Raw genomic sequence first — 20095 nt, forward strand, 5'->3', positions numbered from 1 at the left:
CGTTCTTCGTTGCTGAGCGTGACTGTATATTTTTCTGGCATCGGAAGTTTTGGGTTTTAGCCAGTTTCCCCGATCCCTGTTTATCTGTCAAAACTATCGTGGTTAACTACTAGAGGCGATCGCTTCTGTTTCTCATATCAGCTGGGGAAGAACAGAGGCTTACATTTCTATCGTTACAACTAATTCTTTGCGTGCATTCACCCGACTGGGCGATTCTAAATATTCTCCAGTCAAAATCAAAACGGGCTGCGAACGTCCCTTCCATGAAGGCAAAAGCACTCCTGAACAGGATAGACCATAGACTGAACAGGGTTGCCCGGTTGTAGAGGTCATCTACAGTTTCTGAAGCAATATTTTTAGAAAGACTACAAGTAATTTTAAATTTCTTTATTGATTAATGAATTCGTTATTCTTTAATAGCAACTGTTTAATAACTAATGAGCAAGCGAATTTTTATTAATTAACAACAAGTAAACTGCAACTCCTCAAGAAAATAGGATCAGAAGAATTGAAATCGATTGCGACCCTGTTCTTTAGCACGGTACATAGCAGAGTCTGCATTTTTAATTAAGGTATCTACAGTGTTCCCATTAAAAGGATAGATGCTAATACCAATACTGACAGTTACGAAGATAGTTTGTCCGTTGAGAATGAAAGGCTGAGATAGGGTTGATAAAGTCTTTTCTGCAACTCTGGCAGCATCTTGAACTCTACTAATTGCAGGTAAAATTACTGTAAATTCGTCACCACCCAAACGCGAGACGGTATCACTGCCGCGCAAGCAACCCGTGAGTCGTTGAGCGACCATCCGTAACAGCAGGTCGCCCATGTCATGTCCGAGGGTGTCATTAACCTGCTTAAAGCCATCCAGATCAAGAAACAAAAGAGCAAACAACTGGTTATTACTACTACCCCATTCTAGAGCTTGAACCATGCGTTCATAGAATTGTTTACGGTTAGGTAGACCAGTCAGTGGATCGTGATAAGCTAGATGACGCATTTGGTCTTCTGAAAGCTTTAATTCGGCGTTAGAACGGATTAACTCCTCTGCCGTTCGTTTCAACTCTTCTTCTATCCGCTTGCGTTCAGTGATATCTCGGATGACACCAACTAAAAAAATATTACCGGCAGCATCTTTATGGAGCGATCGCTTGGTAGCGATTAGGTGAGTTGTACCAAAGATATCCGTAAATTCTTCTTCATTTTCTTGCTCCTCACCACCTTGTAACACTTGCTCATTGTTCTGCCAAAAAACTTCAGCCTCATGTTTAGGAAAAAACTCATAAGCAGACTTTTTAAGTAAAGTTTCTAGGGGATAACCAATAAATTTGCAATATGCCTGATTTAAAATAATCCAACGATGTTCTTTGTCTTTGACAAAAATTGGATCGGGGATGGTATTAATCACCTTCTGCAAAAACTCTTTAGAGCGTTTTAACTCCTCCTCCAAATAAGCCAGATGACTCACGATCGCGATCGCAGACCCTACAAGCCCCAGGAGTGGAGGAACCAGTGGTATCCACCAACCGAAGAGAAAGGCGAGGTAGGAAATACCGAGCAATCCAGCCCCAGCCGCTAAAATACTGAGCCCAGACTTTCTAGGGAGACGCAATCGCCAACTGATATAGGCACCTATCCACGACCAAACCAAAATCCACAAGGCTTCTACGAGATCGGGCCAGACGTTGATTAAGGAACGTCCGTCCAGAGCAGCGCTCAGGAGCGCACTGGTAAAATTGGCTTGGAGTTCGACACCTGAAATCCTTTGTGCGCCTTGGTTGAGACGGCTACTGTAAGGGGTGTAGAAAAAATCCTGGAGGCTGGGTGCGGTTGAACCAATCAAAACAATGCGATCGCGTAGAAGGCTGGGTTGTACCCGATTTGCCAGAACATCTACCATTGAAACAATCTGAAAGCTATTGGGTTGCTTAAAGTTGGCTAATACTTGATAACCCTGGGCATCAGCCGTCACATAAGCCCCATCATTTGATTTAAAAACTGGGAAAACACCCCTCCCTAGCTGTAGGTAATCGGGGTTCACTCGCGACGGACTAGGAGTAATTCCCTTTTCCTTCAAATAAATCAATGCCAACTGAAGCGCAAAACTTGTATGTAGTTTGTTATCTACGTGTGCATATAAAAAGCTACGGCGCACCTTACCATCAGCATCAACGACCACATTATTAAAACCAACTTGCTGGAGACGGTTTAGTTCTGGGGATGGTGGAACACCCAAGCTTTTTTCAGTCTTCAATAGTTCAATTCCGATCAAGTTAGGGATCGTTTGAACAGCTTTGATGAATTCTGCATGACCGGGTGGTACTGGGAGATCGCGATAAATATCCAGACCAATCGCTCGTGGCTCAAAGGCATTTAGTTTTTGTACTAAAGTTGCCATAACTGCATCAGGAATGGGCCATTGTCCCACCTGCTTTAAGTCTTTTTCATTAATTTCGACAATGACCACGCGCTCGTCTATTCGTTCTGAAGGACGCAAACGAAACAGCTGGTCTAAGGCTGCCAATTCCCAGGATTGAAACAGTCCAGCCATCCGCAGGATAATGATGCAGCTTGCAACAGCCGACGAAGCGATCGGCACTCGGCGCTCTTGTTGAAGCAACAGCTTCAATCTTGTCCATATACTTTTTTTTAGCATCGACCTGGTTGCAGGGTTATGCAAACAATTTTGTTGTATACACCATCGTGATACAACTTTCCTCAGTATGTGTAGATGGCTCGGTGAAAACTTTGAGTCTGGTCAATGAGAGACTTTTTAAAAATCAGAGTTGCTGATTATCCTTTCTTCAATACTAGGACAGCAGCGTTGTTGCTGTTTTGGCTATCCGTAAAGTGCTAAATAATGGGATGATGAAACGATGCCTCACCATGCCAAAGATTGTGCCGTAGAAGTATTCGGTTTTGATTTTAGCAACTGCTGAAAAGGCCAAATACTTCTACGGCAAATATCTTTTTTTCCGTTTAGGGTGACATCGCTATTTTCTAGGGCACCCAAATTTAAAGCCCTGGCAAGGAGTTCTGAAAGTTGCGAGGACCTGTATAACCCGATAAATCAGCCAGTTTCTCTAAAGATTTCACACCTGGCTCGACCAATTTACCGTTGACTTCCCAGCTGGGGTAGCTTTGAATCCCTGCTTTTTGGCAGATTTCTGCCTGCTGCTGTGGTGATTTGGGATCGGCACACTCAATATAATTGATTTGACTGAATGCCTCTTTCCCAAACAATTGCTTTTGATCGTGGCAGTGAGAACACCAGAAAGCGCCATACATCTTTGCTCCTGCCGCTTCAAGATGTTTCGCTAAAGCAACTTCTGCGGAGCTAGAGGCGGTGGTAATGGGAAAGGTTTGCGATCCGGTGGTAGCGGAGCCACCCCCTGAAGCAAGTGGTGATTTCACAGTGGCATAGACGCCCAGAGTGCTAACTAGGGCTACCATTGCCACGACGATCCCGGTAAAAAAGAGTTGTCCCCAGTCCTCCCAAGCGCGACCGATCAAGGTCAGCACTAACAAGCTAAGGGAGAAGAAAGCGGAGGCAAGACAGTAAAGGCAAACGGCTTTGATTTCAAATGCCAGTAGATACATCAAGTAGCCGCTGAAAACCGTCATAGCGGTGCCACCGGCAAATAGTAGCAACCAAGTCCAGTTTTCCAGTTGAGAATGGAGGTCTTTTTTTTCAACTGGGTTGGCTACCATCGGAGCGAGGGCGAAAGCGACCATGCTGACATAAGCCAGCAAGCCAAACAAAGTTAAGGGAACACCAAAGACGGTGGCGTAGGGGCTGGAGAGGACTTGATCGCAACCGCTGGTGGGACAGGCAGCAGAGCCTCCTGTTAGCTTGACTACGGTTAGATAGCCCGTCACTAAGGCACCTAAAATAGCGATCGCCGCAATCAGCAGACGCGACCAGCGATGAATCCAGGGAGTAGAACGTCGGCGGCTCATGTCAGAACTGAGGTAGGAGGGCTGAGAAATGAGAATCGAAAACTGAAGAGCAAAATTATCGCAGGCTAGAGAACTCAGTAAAAAGTTTTGAGATGTTAGTTTTTTGAAGTTAATTTTAGAAAACCAACAACTAAAAACTAACAACTAACAACTGCAACTAACAACTAATAAGTGACCGAAGAAACTGGCTTGGGTTCCGCTTTGGTCGCAAAGCTGCGTCGGGTTGCTTCCACAAATTGGCTGACCCGGATCGGGTCAATGGGCTGCTCGATCCGCCCGTGGCGCTTGAGAGAGCTGGAAACAATCACGCCATCTGCGGCTTGCATCAGCGTAGAAATATTTTCCCAGTTGGCACCACTGCCGATAAATACGGGCGTCCCGTTGGCAGCGGCGGTTGCTAGTTCCAAGTCTTCTAGACTCGGAGGGCTACCCGTCGCCCAGCCACTTAAAATGACGCCATCTGCTAAACCCCGCTCAATCGTCTCTTGCACTGCTGTGGTTAGATTTGGGGAACCTAAAGGGCGACCGTGCTTGACTAAGACATCTGCCAAAATTTTTACATTACTGCCCAATTCCCGACGGTAACGGAGCAATTGATGCGCCTCTCCCTCAATCAGCCCTTGGTCAGTTGCCATGACGCCGGTAAGGACGTTGACGCGGATAAACTGAGCGTGGACGCAGGATGCAATTGCGATCGCGCTATGGGCATCATTGCGTAATACATTAATGCCTACAGGTAACGTCACCAAGTTCATGAGCCGCTGGATAATCAGTGTCATTGCACTAACGACCGCTGGATCTACCTGGTTTTTACTAAAAGGGGCGTCAAAGAAATTTTCCACAATAATGCCGTTCACGCCTCCAGCAGATAGCGCGGTCGCTTCCTGCTCAGCTCGATCGATAACCGCTTTCAGGCTACCTCCCCAGCGGGGAGATGTCGGCAGCGGCAGAAGATGAACCACGCCAATGATGGGATTCGGTGTCTTGAAGATTTGATTTAAGTCCACTTGTCTACCTGAAAACACCGGCGAATTCTTGCTACACCTGTCGGTTATTCTCCTCCAAGCAGCAAAAATGGCAGTGAAATGAATCGCATCTTGGATGATGCCATTCTAGAATTTTATCTAGAATGGAGACAGGGGTAGATACCACTATCCAGTTCCCTACTCTGGTTGGTGGGTGGAAGATAGATTCTTCAACGACTCAACTCCTATCTTCATACCCAAACCCGATCCTCCCAGTTTGACACTCACGTCCCACTGGGTTGTACACTGCTGTGCCAAGAATAGGGTATAATATTTTGGCTTCAGCTTCTAACAGAATTTCTTTAGCCGTATTTAAACCGCATGGGCAATAAGCCAACAATTGCAATTTCTCACTTGGGCTGCGAAAAAAACCGTATTGATACCGAACATATGTTAGGTCTGTTGGTACAGGCAGGGTACCAAGTAGACAGTAATGAAGAATTAGCAGAATATGTTATAGTTAATACATGTAGTTTTATTGAGGCTGCAAGGACAGAGTCTGTCCGCACCTTAGTAGAACTGGCGGAAGCGAACAAAAAGATTGTAATCACAGGCTGCATGGCGCAGCACTTCCAAGAGCAGCTGCTGGATGAATTGCCAGAAGCAGTTGCTGTGGTGGGCACCGGCGATTATCACCAAATCGTCGATGTGGTTCAACGAGTGGAAGGCGGTGAACGGGTCAAGCAAGTTTCAGAGCTGCCGACCTACATAGCCGATGAAACAACGCCTCGCTACCGCACGACATCGGAAGGTGTCGCGTACCTGCGGGTAGCGGAAGGATGTGATTACCGCTGCGCGTTCTGCATTATTCCCCATCTCCGGGGAAATCAGCGATCGCGCTCCATTGAATCCATCGTCGCCGAAGCCCACCAGCTAGCCTCGGAAGGAGTCCAAGAGTTAATTCTCATCTCCCAGATCACTACCAACTACGGTCTGGATATTTACGGGAAGCCGAAACTGGCGGAACTTCTACGGGAGTTGGGAAAGGTTAACATTCCGTGGATTCGGATGCACTATGCCTATCCCACAGGCTTAACACCAGCCGTCATCGAAGCAATTCAGGAGACTCCTAACGTATTGCCTTATTTGGATTTGCCGTTACAGCACTCCCACCCGGAAATTCTCCGCGCCATGAACCGACCTTGGCAGGGACAGGTAAACGACCAAATTATTGAGCGGATTAAAACAGCTCTGCCTGATGCTGTACTGCGAACCACTTTCATTGTCGGGTTCCCTGGCGAAACGGAAGAGCATTTTGCACACTTGCTACAGTTCGTCCAGCGCCATGAATTTGACCATGTAGGTGTGTTTACTTTTTCTCCAGAAGAAGGCACCCCTGCCTTCACCTTGCCCAATCAACTGCCCCAAGAAGTCATGGATATCCGCAGGGATGCCTTGATGGAAGTTCAGCAGCCAATTTCCTTGAGAAAAAATCAAGCTTGTGTCGGCAAGATGGTTGATGTCTTGATTGAGCAAGAACATCCAGAAACTGGGGAATTAATCGGTCGATCTGCCCGATTTTCCCCGGAGGTAGACGGATTAGTCTACGTCCAAGGCGACGTCCCATTAGGTTCTATAGCATCGGTGGAAATTACAAGCACTGACATCTACGACCTGTATGGTCATGTCGCCAAGCCCGAAGCATGAAGAATGACAACTCAAGAATGAAGGCTGAAGAACTAAGGCAAATATTAATTCATACTTCAAACTTCATACTTAAAAACTTCATACTTCGCAATTCACAATTCTCGAACACTAACAACTAACAACAAATTATGACCCTTTCGTTCACAAGCCTAGGCCTTTCAGAAGCTCGCATTCAGCAACTAGAAAAACTAGGCTTCACTGCGCCCACACAAATTCAATCCCAAGCCATTCCTCATCTGTTGGCTGGTCGGGATGTGGTGGGACAATCCCAAACTGGAACCGGAAAAACAGCGGCTTTTTCGCTGCCGATTTTGGAACGGATCGACATTAAAAATCCCGCAGTCCAATCGCTGATTTTGACACCGACGCGGGAATTAGCTCAGCAAGTTGCTCTGGCAATTCGCAGCTTTAGCAACGAGCGGCGGTTGGGCGTGCTGACAGTATATGGCGGTCAAGCTATCGACCGGCAGATCCAGCGCCTCAGACAGGGCGTTCAGATCGTAGTTGGAACCCCAGGACGGGTGATTGATTTGCTCAACCGGGGAGAGCTTAAGCTCGATCAAGTCAACTGGCTGGTATTAGATGAAGCCGATGAAATGTTGAGCATGGGCTTTATTGACGATGTAGAAACCATCCTCAAGCAAGTCCCCACCGAGCGTCAGACGGCATTTTTCTCGGCGACAATGCCGCCGACCATTCAAAAATTGATTGCGAAGTTCTTGCGATCGCCAATGAACGTCTCTGTGGAGCAGCCCAAAGCCGCTCCCTCCCGGATTAACCAGGTGGTGTACATGGTGCCCCGCGGTTGGTCAAAATCTCGCGCCTTGCTGCCCATCTTAGAACTGGAAGATCCCGAATCTGCCCTAATCTTTGTGCGGACACGCAAGACAGCCGCGGAACTGACCAACCAACTGCAAGCTGCCGGTCACAGTGTAGACGAGTACCACGGCGACCTCAATCAACAAGCCCGGGAACGGCTGCTGATGAGGTTCCGCCAACACCAAGTGCGCTGGGTAGTCGCCACCGATATTGCGGCGCGGGGTTTAGACGTTGACCACCTAAGCCATGTGATTAACTACGATCTGCCAGATAGCGTGGAAAGCTACATCCACCGGATCGGGCGTACAGGTCGCGCTGGTAACGCAGGAACAGCCATTTCCCTGATTCAACCGATGGATCGTCGGAAATTGGTGCTAATTGAGCGCAAAGTCCGACAAACCCTGAAAATCGTCCAAATTCCCACACGGGCGGAGATCGAAGGACGACGTCTGGAAAAACTGCAAGCTCAAGTACGCGAAGTATTGAGCGGAGAGCGCATGGCTTCATTCTTGCCTGTCGTGGCGCAACTAAGTGAAGAATACGACGCCCACGCGATCGCGGCAGCAGCACTGCAAATGGTGTACGACCAAACTCGTCCCTCTTGGATGTCCAGCGAACAAGAAACACCAATGGACGATCGGGGAATCTCTACTAAGCCAAAGCTGATCAAGCGTCCCAAACCAGAAGTGAAAAGCGAGAACACAGAAGTCAGAAGGCAAAAGCCTGAAGAAATCCGCAATTAAAGTAGCGTAGAAAACGAAAATTTCTTCTAGCTTCTGTTGAAGGAGAGAGAATAAATGACAGGGGTGAACTTCTCCCCGTCTCCCCTCTCCATTTTGAGAAGAGTGGGTTTAGTTCAAGGGTCGGTTTTTTATAGACAAACTCTGGAGCGAACCCACTTTGGCAATCCCTTTCCCCTCTCTGACTCCTGTGGCTTTAACTGTATCTGCTGCGAATTCTCCTGCCCTAAGTAACCCTGTTGGACGGCAGTCCTGGCCTGGACTGATTGAGGCATATCGGCAATATCTGCCGGTGACGGACACAACGCCAGTCGTAACACTGCTGGAGGGCAATACTCCATTGATTCCGGTTCCCGCGATCTCTCAGATTGTGGGTAAACAGGTGCGCGTGTTGGTGAAGTATGACGGTCTCAATCCCACTGGTAGCTTTAAAGACCGGGGGATGACGATGGCAATTTCTAAGGCAAAGGAAGCTGGTGCCAAAGCCGTCATTTGCGCCAGTACCGGCAACACTTCAGCCGCTGCTGCTGCCTATGCCCGTCGGGGCGGAATGCGAGCGTTTGTATTGATTCCCGATGGTTACGTGGCGCTAGGCAAGTTAGCTCAGGCGTTGCTGTATGGGGCGGAAGTTTTGGCAATTAAAGGAAATTTTGACCGGGCGCTTGAAATTGTACGGGAGATGGCAGAAAATTACCCCGTCACGCTGGTGAACTCGGTAAATCCCTATCGCTTAGAAGGACAAAAAACTGCTGCTTTTGAAGTGGTAGAAGCGTTAGGAAATGCTCCCGATTGGCTGTGCATCCCCGTAGGGAATGCCGGAAATATAACTGCATACTGGATGGGATTTTGTCAATATCATCAGGAAGGGAAATGCGAGCGCTTGCCCCGAATGATGGGATTCCAAGCGTCTGGCGCATCTCCCCTGGTTACAGGTCAGGCAGTGCCGAATCCAGAAACCCTGGCAACCGCTATTCGCATCGGTAATCCTGCTAACTGGGAACGGGCGATCGCTACGCAACAAGCCAGTATGGGTCAGTTTAATGCGGTGACAGATGCCGAAATTCTAGAAGCCTATCGTCTCTTGGCATCCGAAGAAGGTATTTTCTGCGAACCGGCTAGTGCGGCTTCCGTCGCTGGGTTACTGAAAGTAAAAGATCAAGTACCCACAGGTGCTACAGTGGTGTGCGTCTTGACCGGGAATGGTTTAAAAGACCCGGATACGGCAATTAAACACAGCGAAAATTCCTTTAAACAGGGAATTGAGCCAGATTTAGCGACCGTGGCTCAGGTGATGGGATTTTGAGCAGTTAGGCTCAGTTTCATCGAATTATTTTGAAGTGTGGGTTCCCTCCAAACCTCCCTTATTCAGATGGTCAAGGAGGGAACTTGCTACCTTTTAAGCTTTTGGTCCGGGATTACGCCTCTCCTCTTCTTGTGAAGATGGAGGGGTTTGTTTGTTGTTTTTGCTAGCTTGAGTACTCACTCCTACCCACTGACCTCTCGGAGCTGATTGGCCTGATGCCGCTGGTTGGCGGGTTATGCGTTCTCGGCTAAGTCGATCGAGAGTATCCCCAATCGCAGTCGTTAAACTTCGGCGGGTTTGTGCATGATTAGTCTGCTCAGATTTTAAAGCCTGGGTAAGGCGATCGCGCTCAACTATCGCCTCGGTTAGTTTCGCTTTCAACTCCTCCAGATTTTCTAGTTGTTCTACTTCTGCACGAATCGCCTCCACAGCACCCGGATCGTCCTCTGTAGGTTGCGGTGAACTCTGGAGTTGCCGTAGTTGGCTTTTGAGTTTTTCAATCTGTTGTTGAGCTAGCTTTGCCTCAGTTCGGCGTTGCTGCGCTTCTGTGTTATACAGTTGACGCCAGTTTGCCGCACTTTCCAAAGCCGCATCGCGATCGCGCTCTAACTCTGCTAGCTGCTGTTTCAGGATCTTAATTTCAGCCAACCACTGCGCTACCTCGTGGGCCATCAAAAACCACTCCTCATCGGTTACAACAATCAATTGTTAACAAAATTTGCCGATTTGTCATAGACACTATCGATAGTTTGACAAAACCCCTGTAACCTTAGTAGTTGATTTGGCACATTATAGAAAACGTTGTATACGGAATCAAACAATAATGCGCTCGTTCTTAGCCTATGCCGCTCTTAGAGGCTCCTCAATCCGTTTTATCCGTTTCTTTCGACATCTCAGCTGGGCAACTTTAAAGAAAACCTTCCAGCGCGTAGGTCAACGGCGGTTAGCGGGGCTTTCGGCAGAAATGGCCTACAACGCCATGTTAGCTTTGTTTCCAGCTATTTTGGCAATCTTGACTGCCATTGGTCTGTTTCAATCCTCATCAGACACTTTTGAAGGGTTAGCTAAGCAATTGAGTGAAATTGCTCCTCAAGAAGCTCTTTTCCTTATTGAAGGTTTTGCCCGCGAAATCAGTCAATCGCAAAATCAAGGGCTGTTTTCCCTCAGTTTTGTTGCAGCTATTTGGGCGTCTTCTGGGGCGCTGAGTGCCGCCATGACCGCTCTCGATCAAATCCATCAGATTCCGCTAGAACAAACCCGACCCTTTTGGAAAGCCAAATTAATTTCTATCGCTCTAACAATTGGTACCATTGTCCTGCTGATTATTGCTTCCTTTTTAGTATTTATTAGCGACCTGATTGTGAAGCTATTAATCAGCCAAAGTGGATTATTGGAATTGTTAAGTATTTGGCGGCTTTTTAGCTGGCCTTTGGCATTAGGCATTGTCGCCTCAGCCTTTGCTTTTATCTATCGCTATGGTCCTAGCCGCTGGGTTGCTGGAACCCCGATTATGCCAGGAGCAATGGTAGCGGCTGTATCCTGGGCGATTATATCAGCTTTGTTTCGGCTTTACGTCTCTAACTTTGGTAATTACAACAAAGCCTATGGTGCAGTAGGTGCCGTTATTGTTTTAATGCTATGGCTGTATATGAGTTCTCTAGTACTGCTGATTGGCGATCAGTTAAACGTTACGGTGGGAGAATCTATGCGGCATCACAGCAAGGCGAAACTAGCCTCTTTAGAAGCTGAGTCGGCACCAGAATCAAAAGCTGGGTAAATTGAGATTTAAACTTTTTCTGGGTACTTCATTAAGGGAACCGTCGGTGTTTCCTCCTCAATGCGGATTTGCACTTCTTTGACATAGGAACTCATGTAAGACATCACTGCATAGATAAAGAGAACAACACCGACCATCTCCAAGCACTCTTCCAAGCTTGACATCAGCATATATCCAATCGACTGTATTGTCTGCTTGGTTGAAGTGGCTCCCCAAATTAAACGACCATAGTGATATACGTAAAATCCACTCACTAACTCCATGCCAATCGACCCTCCAACAAAGAAAGTTCCGGCAATCAGAAATAAACGCCGTATCTTTGCGGGAAGATGGACGAGAAATTTTAAGAAGAATATTAAGGTAAGAAATACAAAAGCAATACCGAAAATTACCCAAGTATAGTATAAAAATCCGGTAGCTTTGAATGTATCTCGAAGTGGCTCGATCGTCTTTTCATGGAAACTTAGCCATTCGTCTGCTGATAGAAAGAGAAAAAGAACCGACAGAGCGCCCCAGTGGAAGGTATAGCGATCGCTTTCAGTTTTCTTCGCGTAGGTAATAACCGCTAGTAAAATTGAACAAAGTAATAACAGCGATGCTGAAAACAACGCTGGAAAATTTTTCTCGCGATCGACGTTGAATAACTCTACTACTTTATTTAACCATAAGAGCTTATAACCTTGCTGGTATAAGAAGTGCCTTGTTAACTGACTGGCAAGGCTGGCAAAGATGAACCCTATGACTGCGAAAATCAGAAATTTCCTAGCTTTCTTTGGAGAGATGAAAAACTGCATTTTGAAACCTCTCTTAAAAAATTTAAGCTTGGTGAAACGAAGAATTGAAAAATTTCCCGAATTTTTAAAGTACTATTTGAGTGATAATGGGCGATTAAAAAGCAGGAAGCGTACAGGATTTCTCGGCTAGCGAGCGCGATATCCAGCACAAATGACACGAGGTTACGCTCGTGTTTTGGTAAAAGTCCCGCGTCAAAGTGATTAAGAATAAGTTAATGACAGATTAAGCAATATATAACAAAGTGTCAAGTCAAAGTCTATTGAGATTTCCGTCGAAGAATGGACACCGACACGCAAAAGTGTTATTAGGTCTGCTTTCCAGGAAAGTTGACTCTAAACGATTAACCTAAAATAATTAAAACTAAACTTATTAAAAGCAAAAACCACCTTGTACTTTTGGGTAGAAGGTGGTTTGAAAAAGTAATTAGAAGTGGAGCCTACGGGAATCGAACCCGTGTCCAAATTGGGTATTAACCTATCGCTCATTCACAGGTTTAGCCTATCTAACCCTCAAGGCGGGAACCATCCATTATCCCGGATGACAGGATTCTCTGATGAGGTCTTAGCTAGCAAATCTACCAGAGACGACTTGCTATCGCATCCGTTGGGGTTGTTCTGTAGCCCTTAACGGAGTCAGACTACAGACGCTCAGAAACCTAAGATGAGGTTTTTAGGCAACGACAGCTGCCTGACGAGCGAATGCTACGATGTTGTTTTTCGCAGTTACTTTTTTTTGAGTCCAGTATTAACGAGAGAAGACTCACTCTCGACCTGAATCACGGGGCAGCGTTCGCCAACCTGTCGAAACCATTAAGGCCCCCTGTCTCACATATCCTATTATAGTTATTTGTTGAAGGAATGACTGAATTTAACAAGGTTTCCAGAGACAGTTTTCGGGAGTAATAGCCGAACGATTCAGTTCGGTTTAATCGGCAGTTGGCATCCCAATTTTAGAGGGAAAGGCGATCGCTCCCAATTGTGCAAACGTCGATACAAGCAGTAGCTAATTATCCTTCTGTTTGTCCGATTTCTCCGGCTTGTCCGGTTTTTCCGGCTTGTCCGGCTTAGATTTTTTTTCCGATTCCGGTTGGGATTGAGTTTCTGGTTTAACAACTGGCACGACAACTGAACCTGGCGGTGCGGAAGTCTCTGGTGCAGATGAGGGAGCAGGATTAGTTGGCTTGCGATCGCTGCGAGGGAATGGCGGCGTCGCTTCCGAAGCGACGGGAGGCTGCGGATTGGCAACCGGGGATGGTGGCGGCTGTTCCGAAGCGGGAGAAGGTTGTGGATTGGTTGCAGCTGGTGGCGGAGTTTGTTCGGATGTAGGAACCGGCTGTTTTTGCTCGCGACGTTCTATTTCTGCCTGTCCGGCTTTCTTGTTCGCCTCACGATTAGATTGCGGCTTGTTTGAGTTCGGGGATTTCGATGAAGTGTTTGCAGGAACATCCGGAACATCGCGCTTAACCCGCTGCTGAGATTTTCTGCGGAAGGATTTTTGAACTTCAACGGGTTGCCGTTCAGACTCAGTAGGGGTGCTATTAACTTTCTCTACGGATTCGGGAGTGACAGTTTGTGCCTCTTGTGGCTGATTTTGCGGCTGGGATTCCGGTTGGGCAACAGGGGAAGCGCCAGGCGGTTGAGGCTGACGCCAGACAGAACTCAACGCGATCGCTAAACCGGATGCGATCGCGATTCCTGTAGCAATGAAAAGACTGCGGGGATTTCGGAAGAAGGAAGAACTGGATTGATGGTTTCTCTCTTCTGGTACGGGCGAAGCGATCGCGCCCCCATTTCTTGAACCCGAATTTTTTTCAGCTAATGCTTCGCCTCTAGGCGGTGATGGGGAGATAACTGGGATAGTTGCCACCGTATGAGTTGGCGGCATTGTTTCAGCAGTGGAACCTGCAAACTGAAGATCGGGCAACAGAGACAGCCACTCATCTACACTGCCAGGTCGATATTGAGCATCCACAGCCATCCCACGCATCACCGCCTGATTTACCGCCGGACTCAGGTAGTGTTTTAAGTCGCGGGGTGCTGGCATCGGTTGCCTGTCTCTCAGTACCGCAGGTGTTGGTACTGTTGCGGTTAACAGCGCGTAAAGTGTGGAGGCTAACCCATAAACATCCGTCGCTGGGGTACGCTTTGCTTGGGGTAGGTACTGCTCAATGGGAGCATACCCTTCAGAAACAATACTTGTATGAGTTTGGGTTGAGTCTGGCGTAAACTCCCGCGAAATCCCAAAGTCAATCAGCACCACCTCTTGAGTTCCTTGGCGCAGAATGATGTTCTGGGGCTTGATATCCCGATGCAGCAGATTATTTTGATGCACCACTTTGACTGCTGCCCCAATCTGCTGCATGAAGTGAATAGCAGCGGACTCTGGCAGAGGCTTGTCCGGAAACACGACCTCTTGCAAAGTTTGACCCGCAATATAGTCCATTACCAGGTAGGGCAACCCAGCTTCCAAAAAGAAATCGTTAACCCGAACGATATTGGGATGGACGCACAACGCCAAACGTCTTGCTTCATCCTGAAACTGACGCCCAAATCGGGCAAAGTCAGGATGCCGACAGAGGGAATCGTTGAGCGTTTTAATGACTACAGGTTGACCCAAGTAGTGGTGGGTGGCTTGAAAGGTAACGCCAAAGCCACCCCGTCCCAGTTCTCGATCGAGAGTGTATTTGCCACCCTGCAAAGTTTTACCAACTAGCGTGTCCATGCAATCACCAAGAATGAAGGATGAGTTAATTTGAACTCATTTAAATTTCTCTTCCTTCCGATGTTAGAACCTTTGACCGATCCCGAATTGGAGTCGGCTTTCACCGTGGTCGTTGATGCCAAAGTCAGCCCTGAGCAAGCCAATCGGGGACTGGACGCGCACACCAGCTCCGTAGCCAAAGCCAGTTCCTTGTTTGCCACGGACAGTTCCAGGTTCTCCCGGCACCGTATCGCCAGAGCCTAAGTCGGAGCCGAAGTCAGCGAATAAAACGCCACCTACCGGCTTAAAAACTGGGAAGCGATACTCGGCAGAGGCTAACACATAGCTGCGACCACTGGCAACATCACCACTTCCGTAGCCCCGTACAGAATTGATGCCGCCCAAATTAAAGGCTTCATAGGGAGGAAGATTGCCGATGGTTGTGCCTCCCTGCACGTTGAAGGCTAATACATCTGGAGTTGCACCGTTGGTTAAATTAAAGGGTATGTACTGGCTGTAGTTTGCCTTAACCCGGTTCATCAAGATACTGCCGTTCCCAACCGGGATCGATTGTTCTGTACTGAGGCTGACGACCGAGCCTTTGGTTGGGTTAATTGGATTGTCTCGTTTGTCTTGTGCGATCCCAGCAGACACGGAAACTTTGTCGTCGATACCGTTTTGGCTATAGGAAAGGCGATTTCCTAATTCATCTACGGGTGAGAGATTGCCTTTGCTATCGCGGATGCTAGTGCGGGTGTAGTTCACGCCTACCGATGCCTGCACATCGCCTACAGGTTTCGTGAAGGTGACGCCGCCGCCAAACTGCCCTTCCCGAACTTTGTCCCCATTCGGCAGCTTGACATCTTCATTGAAGGTTTCGGAAAGTTGCCGCTGTCGAGATGCCTCGATACTATATCCAGGGCGGTCTGGATTGCTGGCGCGATAGGGACTGGTAATATTCCCATTAAACTGTAAGTCGCTGCGGCTTGCTTGGACATTCAAACCCACCTGCTGGTTAATGCCCCCAAAATTCTGGTCTTTATAATTAATGCTGCCGAAGATGCCACTGTTCTCGCTGTAACCACCCCCAACGTTGACGGCGCGGGAAGTGCGTTCGGTCAGGTCGTAGCTCACGTCAACTTTTCGAGAATCACCACTGAGGGAAACATCCGCGTTGTCAAACAGCCCTAACTGATACAGCCGTTGCAAGTCTGTCCGTGCCGCATCGACCCGGAAGGGTTGACCCGGCTTCAGTTTTAACTCCTGACGGACGAAATTTTCTTGGGTGCGTCCTTTGGTTGGCTTTCCTTCGGCGTCTAAAAAGCGGATTTTCACATCTCCAACGGTGCCCTCAGCGACTTCAATGGTGACTACCCCATCCCGGCTGGGTTGCACGGCTAGCACTTGTGCTGCCACATAACCATTTTGCTTGTACCACTGGTTGATTTGTTCGGCACTTTGGTTGAGGGCATTGGGGCTAATTTTTGCCCCCAGTTGGGATTTAAAAATGTCGTTGGCAACCGCTGGGGTCAGGGCTTGGGCACCGGAAAGTTTGAGCGCTCGCACCACCAGGGGTTTCACCTCGAAGACTGTTCTCAGTCCATTTGGCTCGGTATAACTGTTTACGTTGGCATCAGTAAATAGTCCGGTCGCTAAAATCGCCGTTACATCCTTTTGCAGCTGGCTTTGACTGGTATCTCCACCCGGACGAGTTTTAATCGTTTGACGGACAATTTGCTGCAACTCTGGTGTCGCTCCCGCTACCTCAATACCTGTCGCGGTCACGACCAAATCTGGTGAATTGAGAGAGCTAGCAGGCGCTTTTTGGGGAACGCGAGTCGTCTGAGTAAATTGAGGCAGTGTCCGGGTTTCCGGTGCCGCAATGGCTCTCGCGGGGCGGGTGGTGGCAGAATTAACTGGAACAACCACTTGGCTATTGACGGGTTGTTGAGCTGGCGCGGATGGCTGGCGCGTACCCGAATTAACCGGGACAACGACCTGAGCATCTGCTATTTTTTGAGTTGCGGCTGTCGAGGAGGGCACATCGGAAGTGACTGGGACAACGACAACTTCTTCAGCGTTTGGTGTCTGGGTTGGAGATGAAGAAGTTGTACTGGCGCTAGCCAGAGAACTGAGATCGCTTGCAGCCAAAACCGCTAAAGTGCAAATAGCCAAAGAAGGAACGCGCATTATAGAAAACCAGGGAGAGAGAGGAGGAGAAGGAGATTGCATACAGATATCCAGCGAAATGGTATAAGACGGTAGCTAGTGTAAAATCGCTAATTGCTTATCGCTTACGAGGTTTTGTTAAATTTGACACTCGCTATTGCCGTCTGGTTCCATTCGTCGATTTTGAATTTGGAAATTTTTCCCTGGCTTCTCTGGAGTCAGGAAGGTTGGATTTTGGATTGGCAATGGAGAAACAATCGAAAATCTAAAATCTGTGGAGGTCTGGGATGAGGGTACTGTGCCTCAGCAATGGTCATGGGGAAGACATTATTGCCGTCCGGATTTTGCAAGAACTTCAACAACAGTCTCATTCTTTGGAATTAGCAGCCTTGCCATTGGTGGGTGATGGGCGAGCTTACGCTGAGTTAGATATCCCCATCATTGGTCACGTGCAAACAATGCCCTCCGGTGGCTTTATTTATATGGATGGGCGTCAACTGGTGCGAGATGTACAGGGCGGGTTACTACAGCTCACCCTCGCCCAGCACCGCGCGATCCGGAAGTGGGCGTCCCCAGGCAGAACTAAAGAGCGAAGCAGAGGCGTAATCCTGGCGGTGGGAGATATTGTCCCGCTATTATTTGGCTGGTTAAGCGGCGTTCCCTATGCTTTTGTGGGTACGGCTAAATCGGAATATTATTTGCGAGATGAAGCGGGGCCATTGCCACGGCGCGACCAAAAAGGGCGCTGGGAAGGTTGGTCTGGGTCTGTTTACTTGCCTTGGGAACGTTGGCTGATGAGTCAGCGGCGTTGTAAGGCAGTGTTTCCCAGAGATGGGCTGACAACTCAGACGTTAAAGAAATGGTCTATCCCTGCGTTTGATTTAGGGAACCCGATGATGGACGGTTTGGAACCACCCAGACCAAAAGCAATATTTTATTCGTCAAATGCTGAACAGGAAGAGATGCGGCGATCGCTAATGGTGGCACTTCTCCCTGGTTCTAGACCGCCAGAAGCTTACGCCAATTGGCAGAAAATTATGCAAGCTTGTGTGGGGTTAATGCAGGCGTTTGCACCTCGACCCGTCCTATTTCTGGGCGCGATCGCACTTGGGTTAAATTTAGACCCTTTGTGCCAAACCCTTGAAGCTCACGGTTGGCGACAATCTAATGCATTGGGGGAAACTGAGAAATTTTCCCCCTCACCGATTTCTGACCCAGAAGCACTAACTTTTACGAAAGAAAATGGCACTCTGATTCTGACTCAGCATGCTTATAACGATTGCTTAAATCAAGCAGATTTAGCGATCGCAATGGCTGGTACGGCAACGGAGCAGTTTGTCGGATTGGGGAAACCCGCGATCGCGATCCCCGGAGAAGGCCCTCAGTTTACGAGCGCCTTTGCCGAAGCTCAATCTCGCCTGCTAGGACCCTCCCTGATTTTGGTAGAACAACCCGCAAAAGTCGCCGGGGTTGTGCAATATTTATTACGCGACCCCGATCGGCTGCAACTGATTGCTGAAAATGGACGCCGCCGCATGGGAGAAGCAGGAGCCGCTGAGCGGATTGCGGCTTGTGTGATGGAACGCTTGTTGGGTTTTTACTTTTCAATTTAGGCTCAACCCATTGCTAATTGCCACTGACAGTAGGGGAGCAAAGTTGTTCTTCCCCTACTCTGATGGCGTAGCCTTGTTGAAAGAAATGATTGCCCAACTCATGCCCACCCCGTTTATTTAATTGAGTTGATGTCCCAACTATAATAGAGAATAAAGAATGAGTTTCGTTGAGAGTAGATTGCTTTGAGCTGAGCAAATAAATTTTAGGTTTGGGCTTCGCCCAGCTATTGATTAGAGAGGGATCAAAATCCATGTACAAGATAGGTGTATTGGATGATGATGAAAATTGGTGTTTGATTATCGAGCGATTTTTACGAAAAGATTTTGAAGTTCATATTTATAAAACAGTCTTTACGTTTTTACAAGAAATAGAAAATTACGATTTACTGATTATAGATTTTTCTATTCCCCCAGCTCCGTATGAGAGAGGCATGGATGGTTGCGAGATCATCAATCATATAAAAAATGATCTTATAAATCCTCCCTTATTAGTTTTAGCAACCGGCTTTATTAGTGCCAATGAATTAGAGTTTGGCAGAGAAATCTGCCCGGAAGCCGATGCTTTTTTAGCGAAAGATGCAGGGTTAGACATCATTTTAAATGAAATCAAACGACTGCTGAATTCTAAAGATAGTGATGCATCTAATCGAGCGATCGCAAATCCACCCAGTTAGATGCCTCATGACTCTACAAACAATACAATTTCCGTTCGTATTCGCTTTGTAAACTGCATTTTACAGACGGAGAAAAGTAATAAGGCGTGCTTAGATATTCTTAACTAATACTCCAATTTCTCGTTGAATCGGCAGCACATCTAAAATATCGGTTTGGGAGCAATATTTCAGGTCTTCTTGACAATCGAGGCGTAACAGCCGTTGACCATGACTGGCGTGGTGGAACAACTCTAGTAAATTATTTTGCCACTGCTGGTAAAGAGCGATCGCGGCACATCCTTCATCGTTACCTATTTCTAGCGAACCTTTCTCTTGCAAAGAATGAGCGATCGCACCTGCACACACCGTATCCTCCAGAGAAAAACTACCTTCCCAACCCGATCCCAGCAGCCAAACCGTCTCTGGCTGCTTGCTGAGAACGTATTCTACCACCGCTTGACGATTCACTAACGCTGCTGCCAGAACCACTGGAGCCTTCTGTACTCGCGTTAGGGCGCGAGTGCCATTCGTAGTACTGATAAATAATCGTCGTCCCTGTACGCGCTCTGGCGTACAATCCAGGGGAGAATTGCCCAAATCGCAGCCAGACACTTTAGCACCGCCTCGTTCACCAGCGCGCAACCGGAGATCGGCTTGCCACTGTTCGCTGACTTGCATCAAGGTTCCCATATCGCTAAAGACTTGGACAGCCTCAGCACCCGCATTCAGCGCGGTGGCGATAGTAGTCGTAGCGCGGAGTACATCGATGGCGATCGCGCACTCTGGTACGCTGTCGGAGGGCGTCAGTTCGGGCGTGTGGTATACAAATAACTTCACAATTAAGGTTTTACCTGCAATCAAAACTATTGACTTAACATTTTAGGGAGCATTAGG

General features: G+C 47.9%; 15 protein-coding genes and 1 other RNA gene. 6 read left to right on the forward strand and 10 right to left on the reverse strand.

Annotation, left to right across the window (positions count from 1 at the left end; all coding sequences use genetic code 11):
- Window positions 1-159 precede the first annotated feature (159 nt).
- The 4 genes from NDA03_RS09805 to btpA form a co-directional block, all read right to left on the reverse strand.
- Window positions 160-333, reverse strand: a complete 174-nt coding sequence (locus NDA03_RS09805; protein WP_348237931.1) for a hypothetical protein — start codon at window positions 331-333, stop codon at window positions 160-162.
- A 166-nt stretch (window positions 334-499) separates the two neighbouring features.
- Window positions 500-2656: a CHASE2 domain-containing protein gene (locus NDA03_RS09810; RefSeq protein WP_348237932.1), complete on the reverse strand. Its 2157-nt coding sequence runs from the start codon at window positions 2654-2656 to the stop codon at window positions 500-502.
- A gap of 359 nt (window positions 2657-3015) precedes the next feature.
- Window positions 3016-3960, reverse strand: a complete 945-nt coding sequence (locus NDA03_RS09815) for a vitamin K epoxide reductase family protein (protein WP_190986729.1) — start codon at window positions 3958-3960, stop codon at window positions 3016-3018.
- A gap of 164 nt (window positions 3961-4124) precedes the next feature.
- Window positions 4125-4967, reverse strand: coding sequence for a photosystem I biogenesis protein BtpA (gene btpA, locus NDA03_RS09820; RefSeq protein ID WP_190415113.1), 843 nt, complete (start codon window positions 4965-4967; stop codon window positions 4125-4127).
- Window positions 4968-5306: 339 nt separating this feature from the next.
- On the opposite strand from btpA, the gene rimO reads away from it, so the two are divergent.
- The 3 genes from rimO to thrC all read left to right on the forward strand — a co-directional run bounded on the left by rimO (window position 5307) and on the right by thrC (window position 9494).
- Window positions 5307-6632, forward strand: a complete 1326-nt coding sequence (gene rimO, locus NDA03_RS09825) for a 30S ribosomal protein S12 methylthiotransferase RimO (RefSeq protein ID WP_190428665.1) — start codon at window positions 5307-5309, stop codon at window positions 6630-6632.
- A gap of 128 nt (window positions 6633-6760) precedes the next feature.
- Window positions 6761-8194, forward strand: a complete 1434-nt coding sequence (locus NDA03_RS09830; RefSeq protein ID WP_190428666.1) for a DEAD/DEAH box helicase — start codon at window positions 6761-6763, stop codon at window positions 8192-8194.
- A gap of 187 nt (window positions 8195-8381) precedes the next feature.
- Window positions 8382-9494 carry a threonine synthase gene (thrC, locus tag NDA03_RS09835; RefSeq protein WP_348237995.1) on the forward strand — a complete coding sequence of 371 codons (1113 nt, stop codon included), beginning with the start codon at window positions 8382-8384 and terminating at the stop codon, window positions 9492-9494.
- A gap of 93 nt (window positions 9495-9587) precedes the next feature.
- Here the strand turns inward: thrC and NDA03_RS09840 are convergent, their stop codons facing one another.
- Window positions 9588-10166 carry a hypothetical protein gene (locus NDA03_RS09840; protein ID WP_348237933.1) on the reverse strand — a complete coding sequence of 193 codons (579 nt, stop codon included), beginning with the start codon at window positions 10164-10166 and terminating at the stop codon, window positions 9588-9590.
- 151 nt (window positions 10167-10317) lie between these two features.
- Here NDA03_RS09840 and NDA03_RS09845 point away from each other — a divergent pair, with 151 nt between their 5' ends.
- Window positions 10318-11271 (forward strand): YihY/virulence factor BrkB family protein, encoded by a 954-nt coding sequence (locus NDA03_RS09845; RefSeq protein WP_190415110.1) that lies wholly within the window; start codon window positions 10318-10320, stop codon window positions 11269-11271.
- Window positions 11272-11279: 8 nt separating this feature from the next.
- Here NDA03_RS09845 and NDA03_RS09850 read toward each other — a convergent pair whose 3' ends face one another.
- From NDA03_RS09850 to NDA03_RS09865, 4 genes are all read right to left on the reverse strand, one after another.
- Window positions 11280-12065 carry a hypothetical protein gene (locus tag NDA03_RS09850; RefSeq protein ID WP_348237934.1) on the reverse strand — a complete coding sequence of 262 codons (786 nt, stop codon included), beginning with the start codon at window positions 12063-12065 and terminating at the stop codon, window positions 11280-11282.
- Window positions 12066-12493: 428 nt separating this feature from the next.
- Window positions 12494-12885: a transfer-messenger RNA gene (gene ssrA, locus NDA03_RS09855) on the reverse strand.
- Window positions 12886-13068: 183 nt separating this feature from the next.
- The gene (locus tag NDA03_RS09860; protein WP_348237935.1) at window positions 13069-14787 is read right to left on the reverse strand and encodes a protein kinase; all 1719 of its coding nucleotides are present in this window, start codon (window positions 14785-14787) and stop codon (window positions 13069-13071) included.
- Between the two features lie 63 nt (window positions 14788-14850).
- Entirely contained in the window at window positions 14851-16998 is a 2148-nt protein-coding gene (locus NDA03_RS09865) for a BamA/TamA family outer membrane protein (RefSeq protein ID WP_348237936.1), read from the reverse strand.
- 224 nt (window positions 16999-17222) lie between these two features.
- Here NDA03_RS09865 and NDA03_RS09870 point away from each other — a divergent pair, with 224 nt between their 5' ends.
- Together NDA03_RS09870 and NDA03_RS09875 are read left to right on the forward strand one after the other, a co-directional pair.
- The gene (locus NDA03_RS09870) at window positions 17223-18548 is read left to right on the forward strand and encodes a lipid-A-disaccharide synthase-related protein (protein WP_348237937.1); all 1326 of its coding nucleotides are present in this window, start codon (window positions 17223-17225) and stop codon (window positions 18546-18548) included.
- A gap of 251 nt (window positions 18549-18799) precedes the next feature.
- Window positions 18800-19222: a response regulator gene (locus NDA03_RS09875; protein ID WP_190430681.1), complete on the forward strand. Its 423-nt coding sequence runs from the start codon at window positions 18800-18802 to the stop codon at window positions 19220-19222.
- A 90-nt stretch (window positions 19223-19312) separates the two neighbouring features.
- Here NDA03_RS09875 and NDA03_RS09880 read toward each other — a convergent pair whose 3' ends face one another.
- Complete coding sequence (locus tag NDA03_RS09880; protein ID WP_190529401.1) at window positions 19313-20038, reverse strand: 2-phosphosulfolactate phosphatase family protein; 726 nt, start codon at window positions 20036-20038, stop codon at window positions 19313-19315.
- Window positions 20039-20095 lie beyond the last annotated feature (57 nt).

Origin of the sequence: Trichocoleus sp. Lan (assembly GCF_039961855.1) — a bacterium.
Classification (GTDB): Bacteria; Cyanobacteriota; Cyanobacteriia; order Cyanobacteriales; family FACHB-T130; genus FACHB-T130.

What these genes read in the sequence shown, in the direction of transcription:
- NDA03_RS09805 (WP_348237931.1), bottom strand. Translation starts at nt 333, where the DNA reads ATGACCTCTACAACCGGGCAACCCTGTTCAGTCTATGGTCTATCCTGT.
- NDA03_RS09810 (WP_348237932.1), bottom strand. Translation starts at nt 2,656, where the DNA reads ATGCTAAAAAAAAGTATATGGACAAGATTGAAGCTGTTGCTTCAACAA.
- NDA03_RS09815 (WP_190986729.1), bottom strand. Translation starts at nt 3,960, where the DNA reads ATGAGCCGCCGACGTTCTACTCCCTGGATTCATCGCTGGTCGCGTCTG.
- rimO (WP_190428665.1), top strand. Translation starts at nt 5,307, where the DNA reads ATGGGCAATAAGCCAACAATTGCAATTTCTCACTTGGGCTGCGAAAAA.
- NDA03_RS09830 (WP_190428666.1), top strand. Translation starts at nt 6,761, where the DNA reads ATGACCCTTTCGTTCACAAGCCTAGGCCTTTCAGAAGCTCGCATTCAG.
- NDA03_RS09840 (WP_348237933.1), bottom strand. Translation starts at nt 10,166, where the DNA reads ATGGCCCACGAGGTAGCGCAGTGGTTGGCTGAAATTAAGATCCTGAAA.
- NDA03_RS09845 (WP_190415110.1), top strand. Translation starts at nt 10,318, where the DNA reads ATGCGCTCGTTCTTAGCCTATGCCGCTCTTAGAGGCTCCTCAATCCGT.
- NDA03_RS09850 (WP_348237934.1), bottom strand. Translation starts at nt 12,065, where the DNA reads ATGCAGTTTTTCATCTCTCCAAAGAAAGCTAGGAAATTTCTGATTTTC.
- NDA03_RS09860 (WP_348237935.1), bottom strand. Translation starts at nt 14,787, where the DNA reads ATGGACACGCTAGTTGGTAAAACTTTGCAGGGTGGCAAATACACTCTC.
- NDA03_RS09865 (WP_348237936.1), bottom strand. Translation starts at nt 16,998, where the DNA reads ATGCAATCTCCTTCTCCTCCTCTCTCTCCCTGGTTTTCTATAATGCGC.
- NDA03_RS09870 (WP_348237937.1), top strand. Translation starts at nt 17,223, where the DNA reads ATGAGGGTACTGTGCCTCAGCAATGGTCATGGGGAAGACATTATTGCC.
- NDA03_RS09875 (WP_190430681.1), top strand. Translation starts at nt 18,800, where the DNA reads ATGTACAAGATAGGTGTATTGGATGATGATGAAAATTGGTGTTTGATT.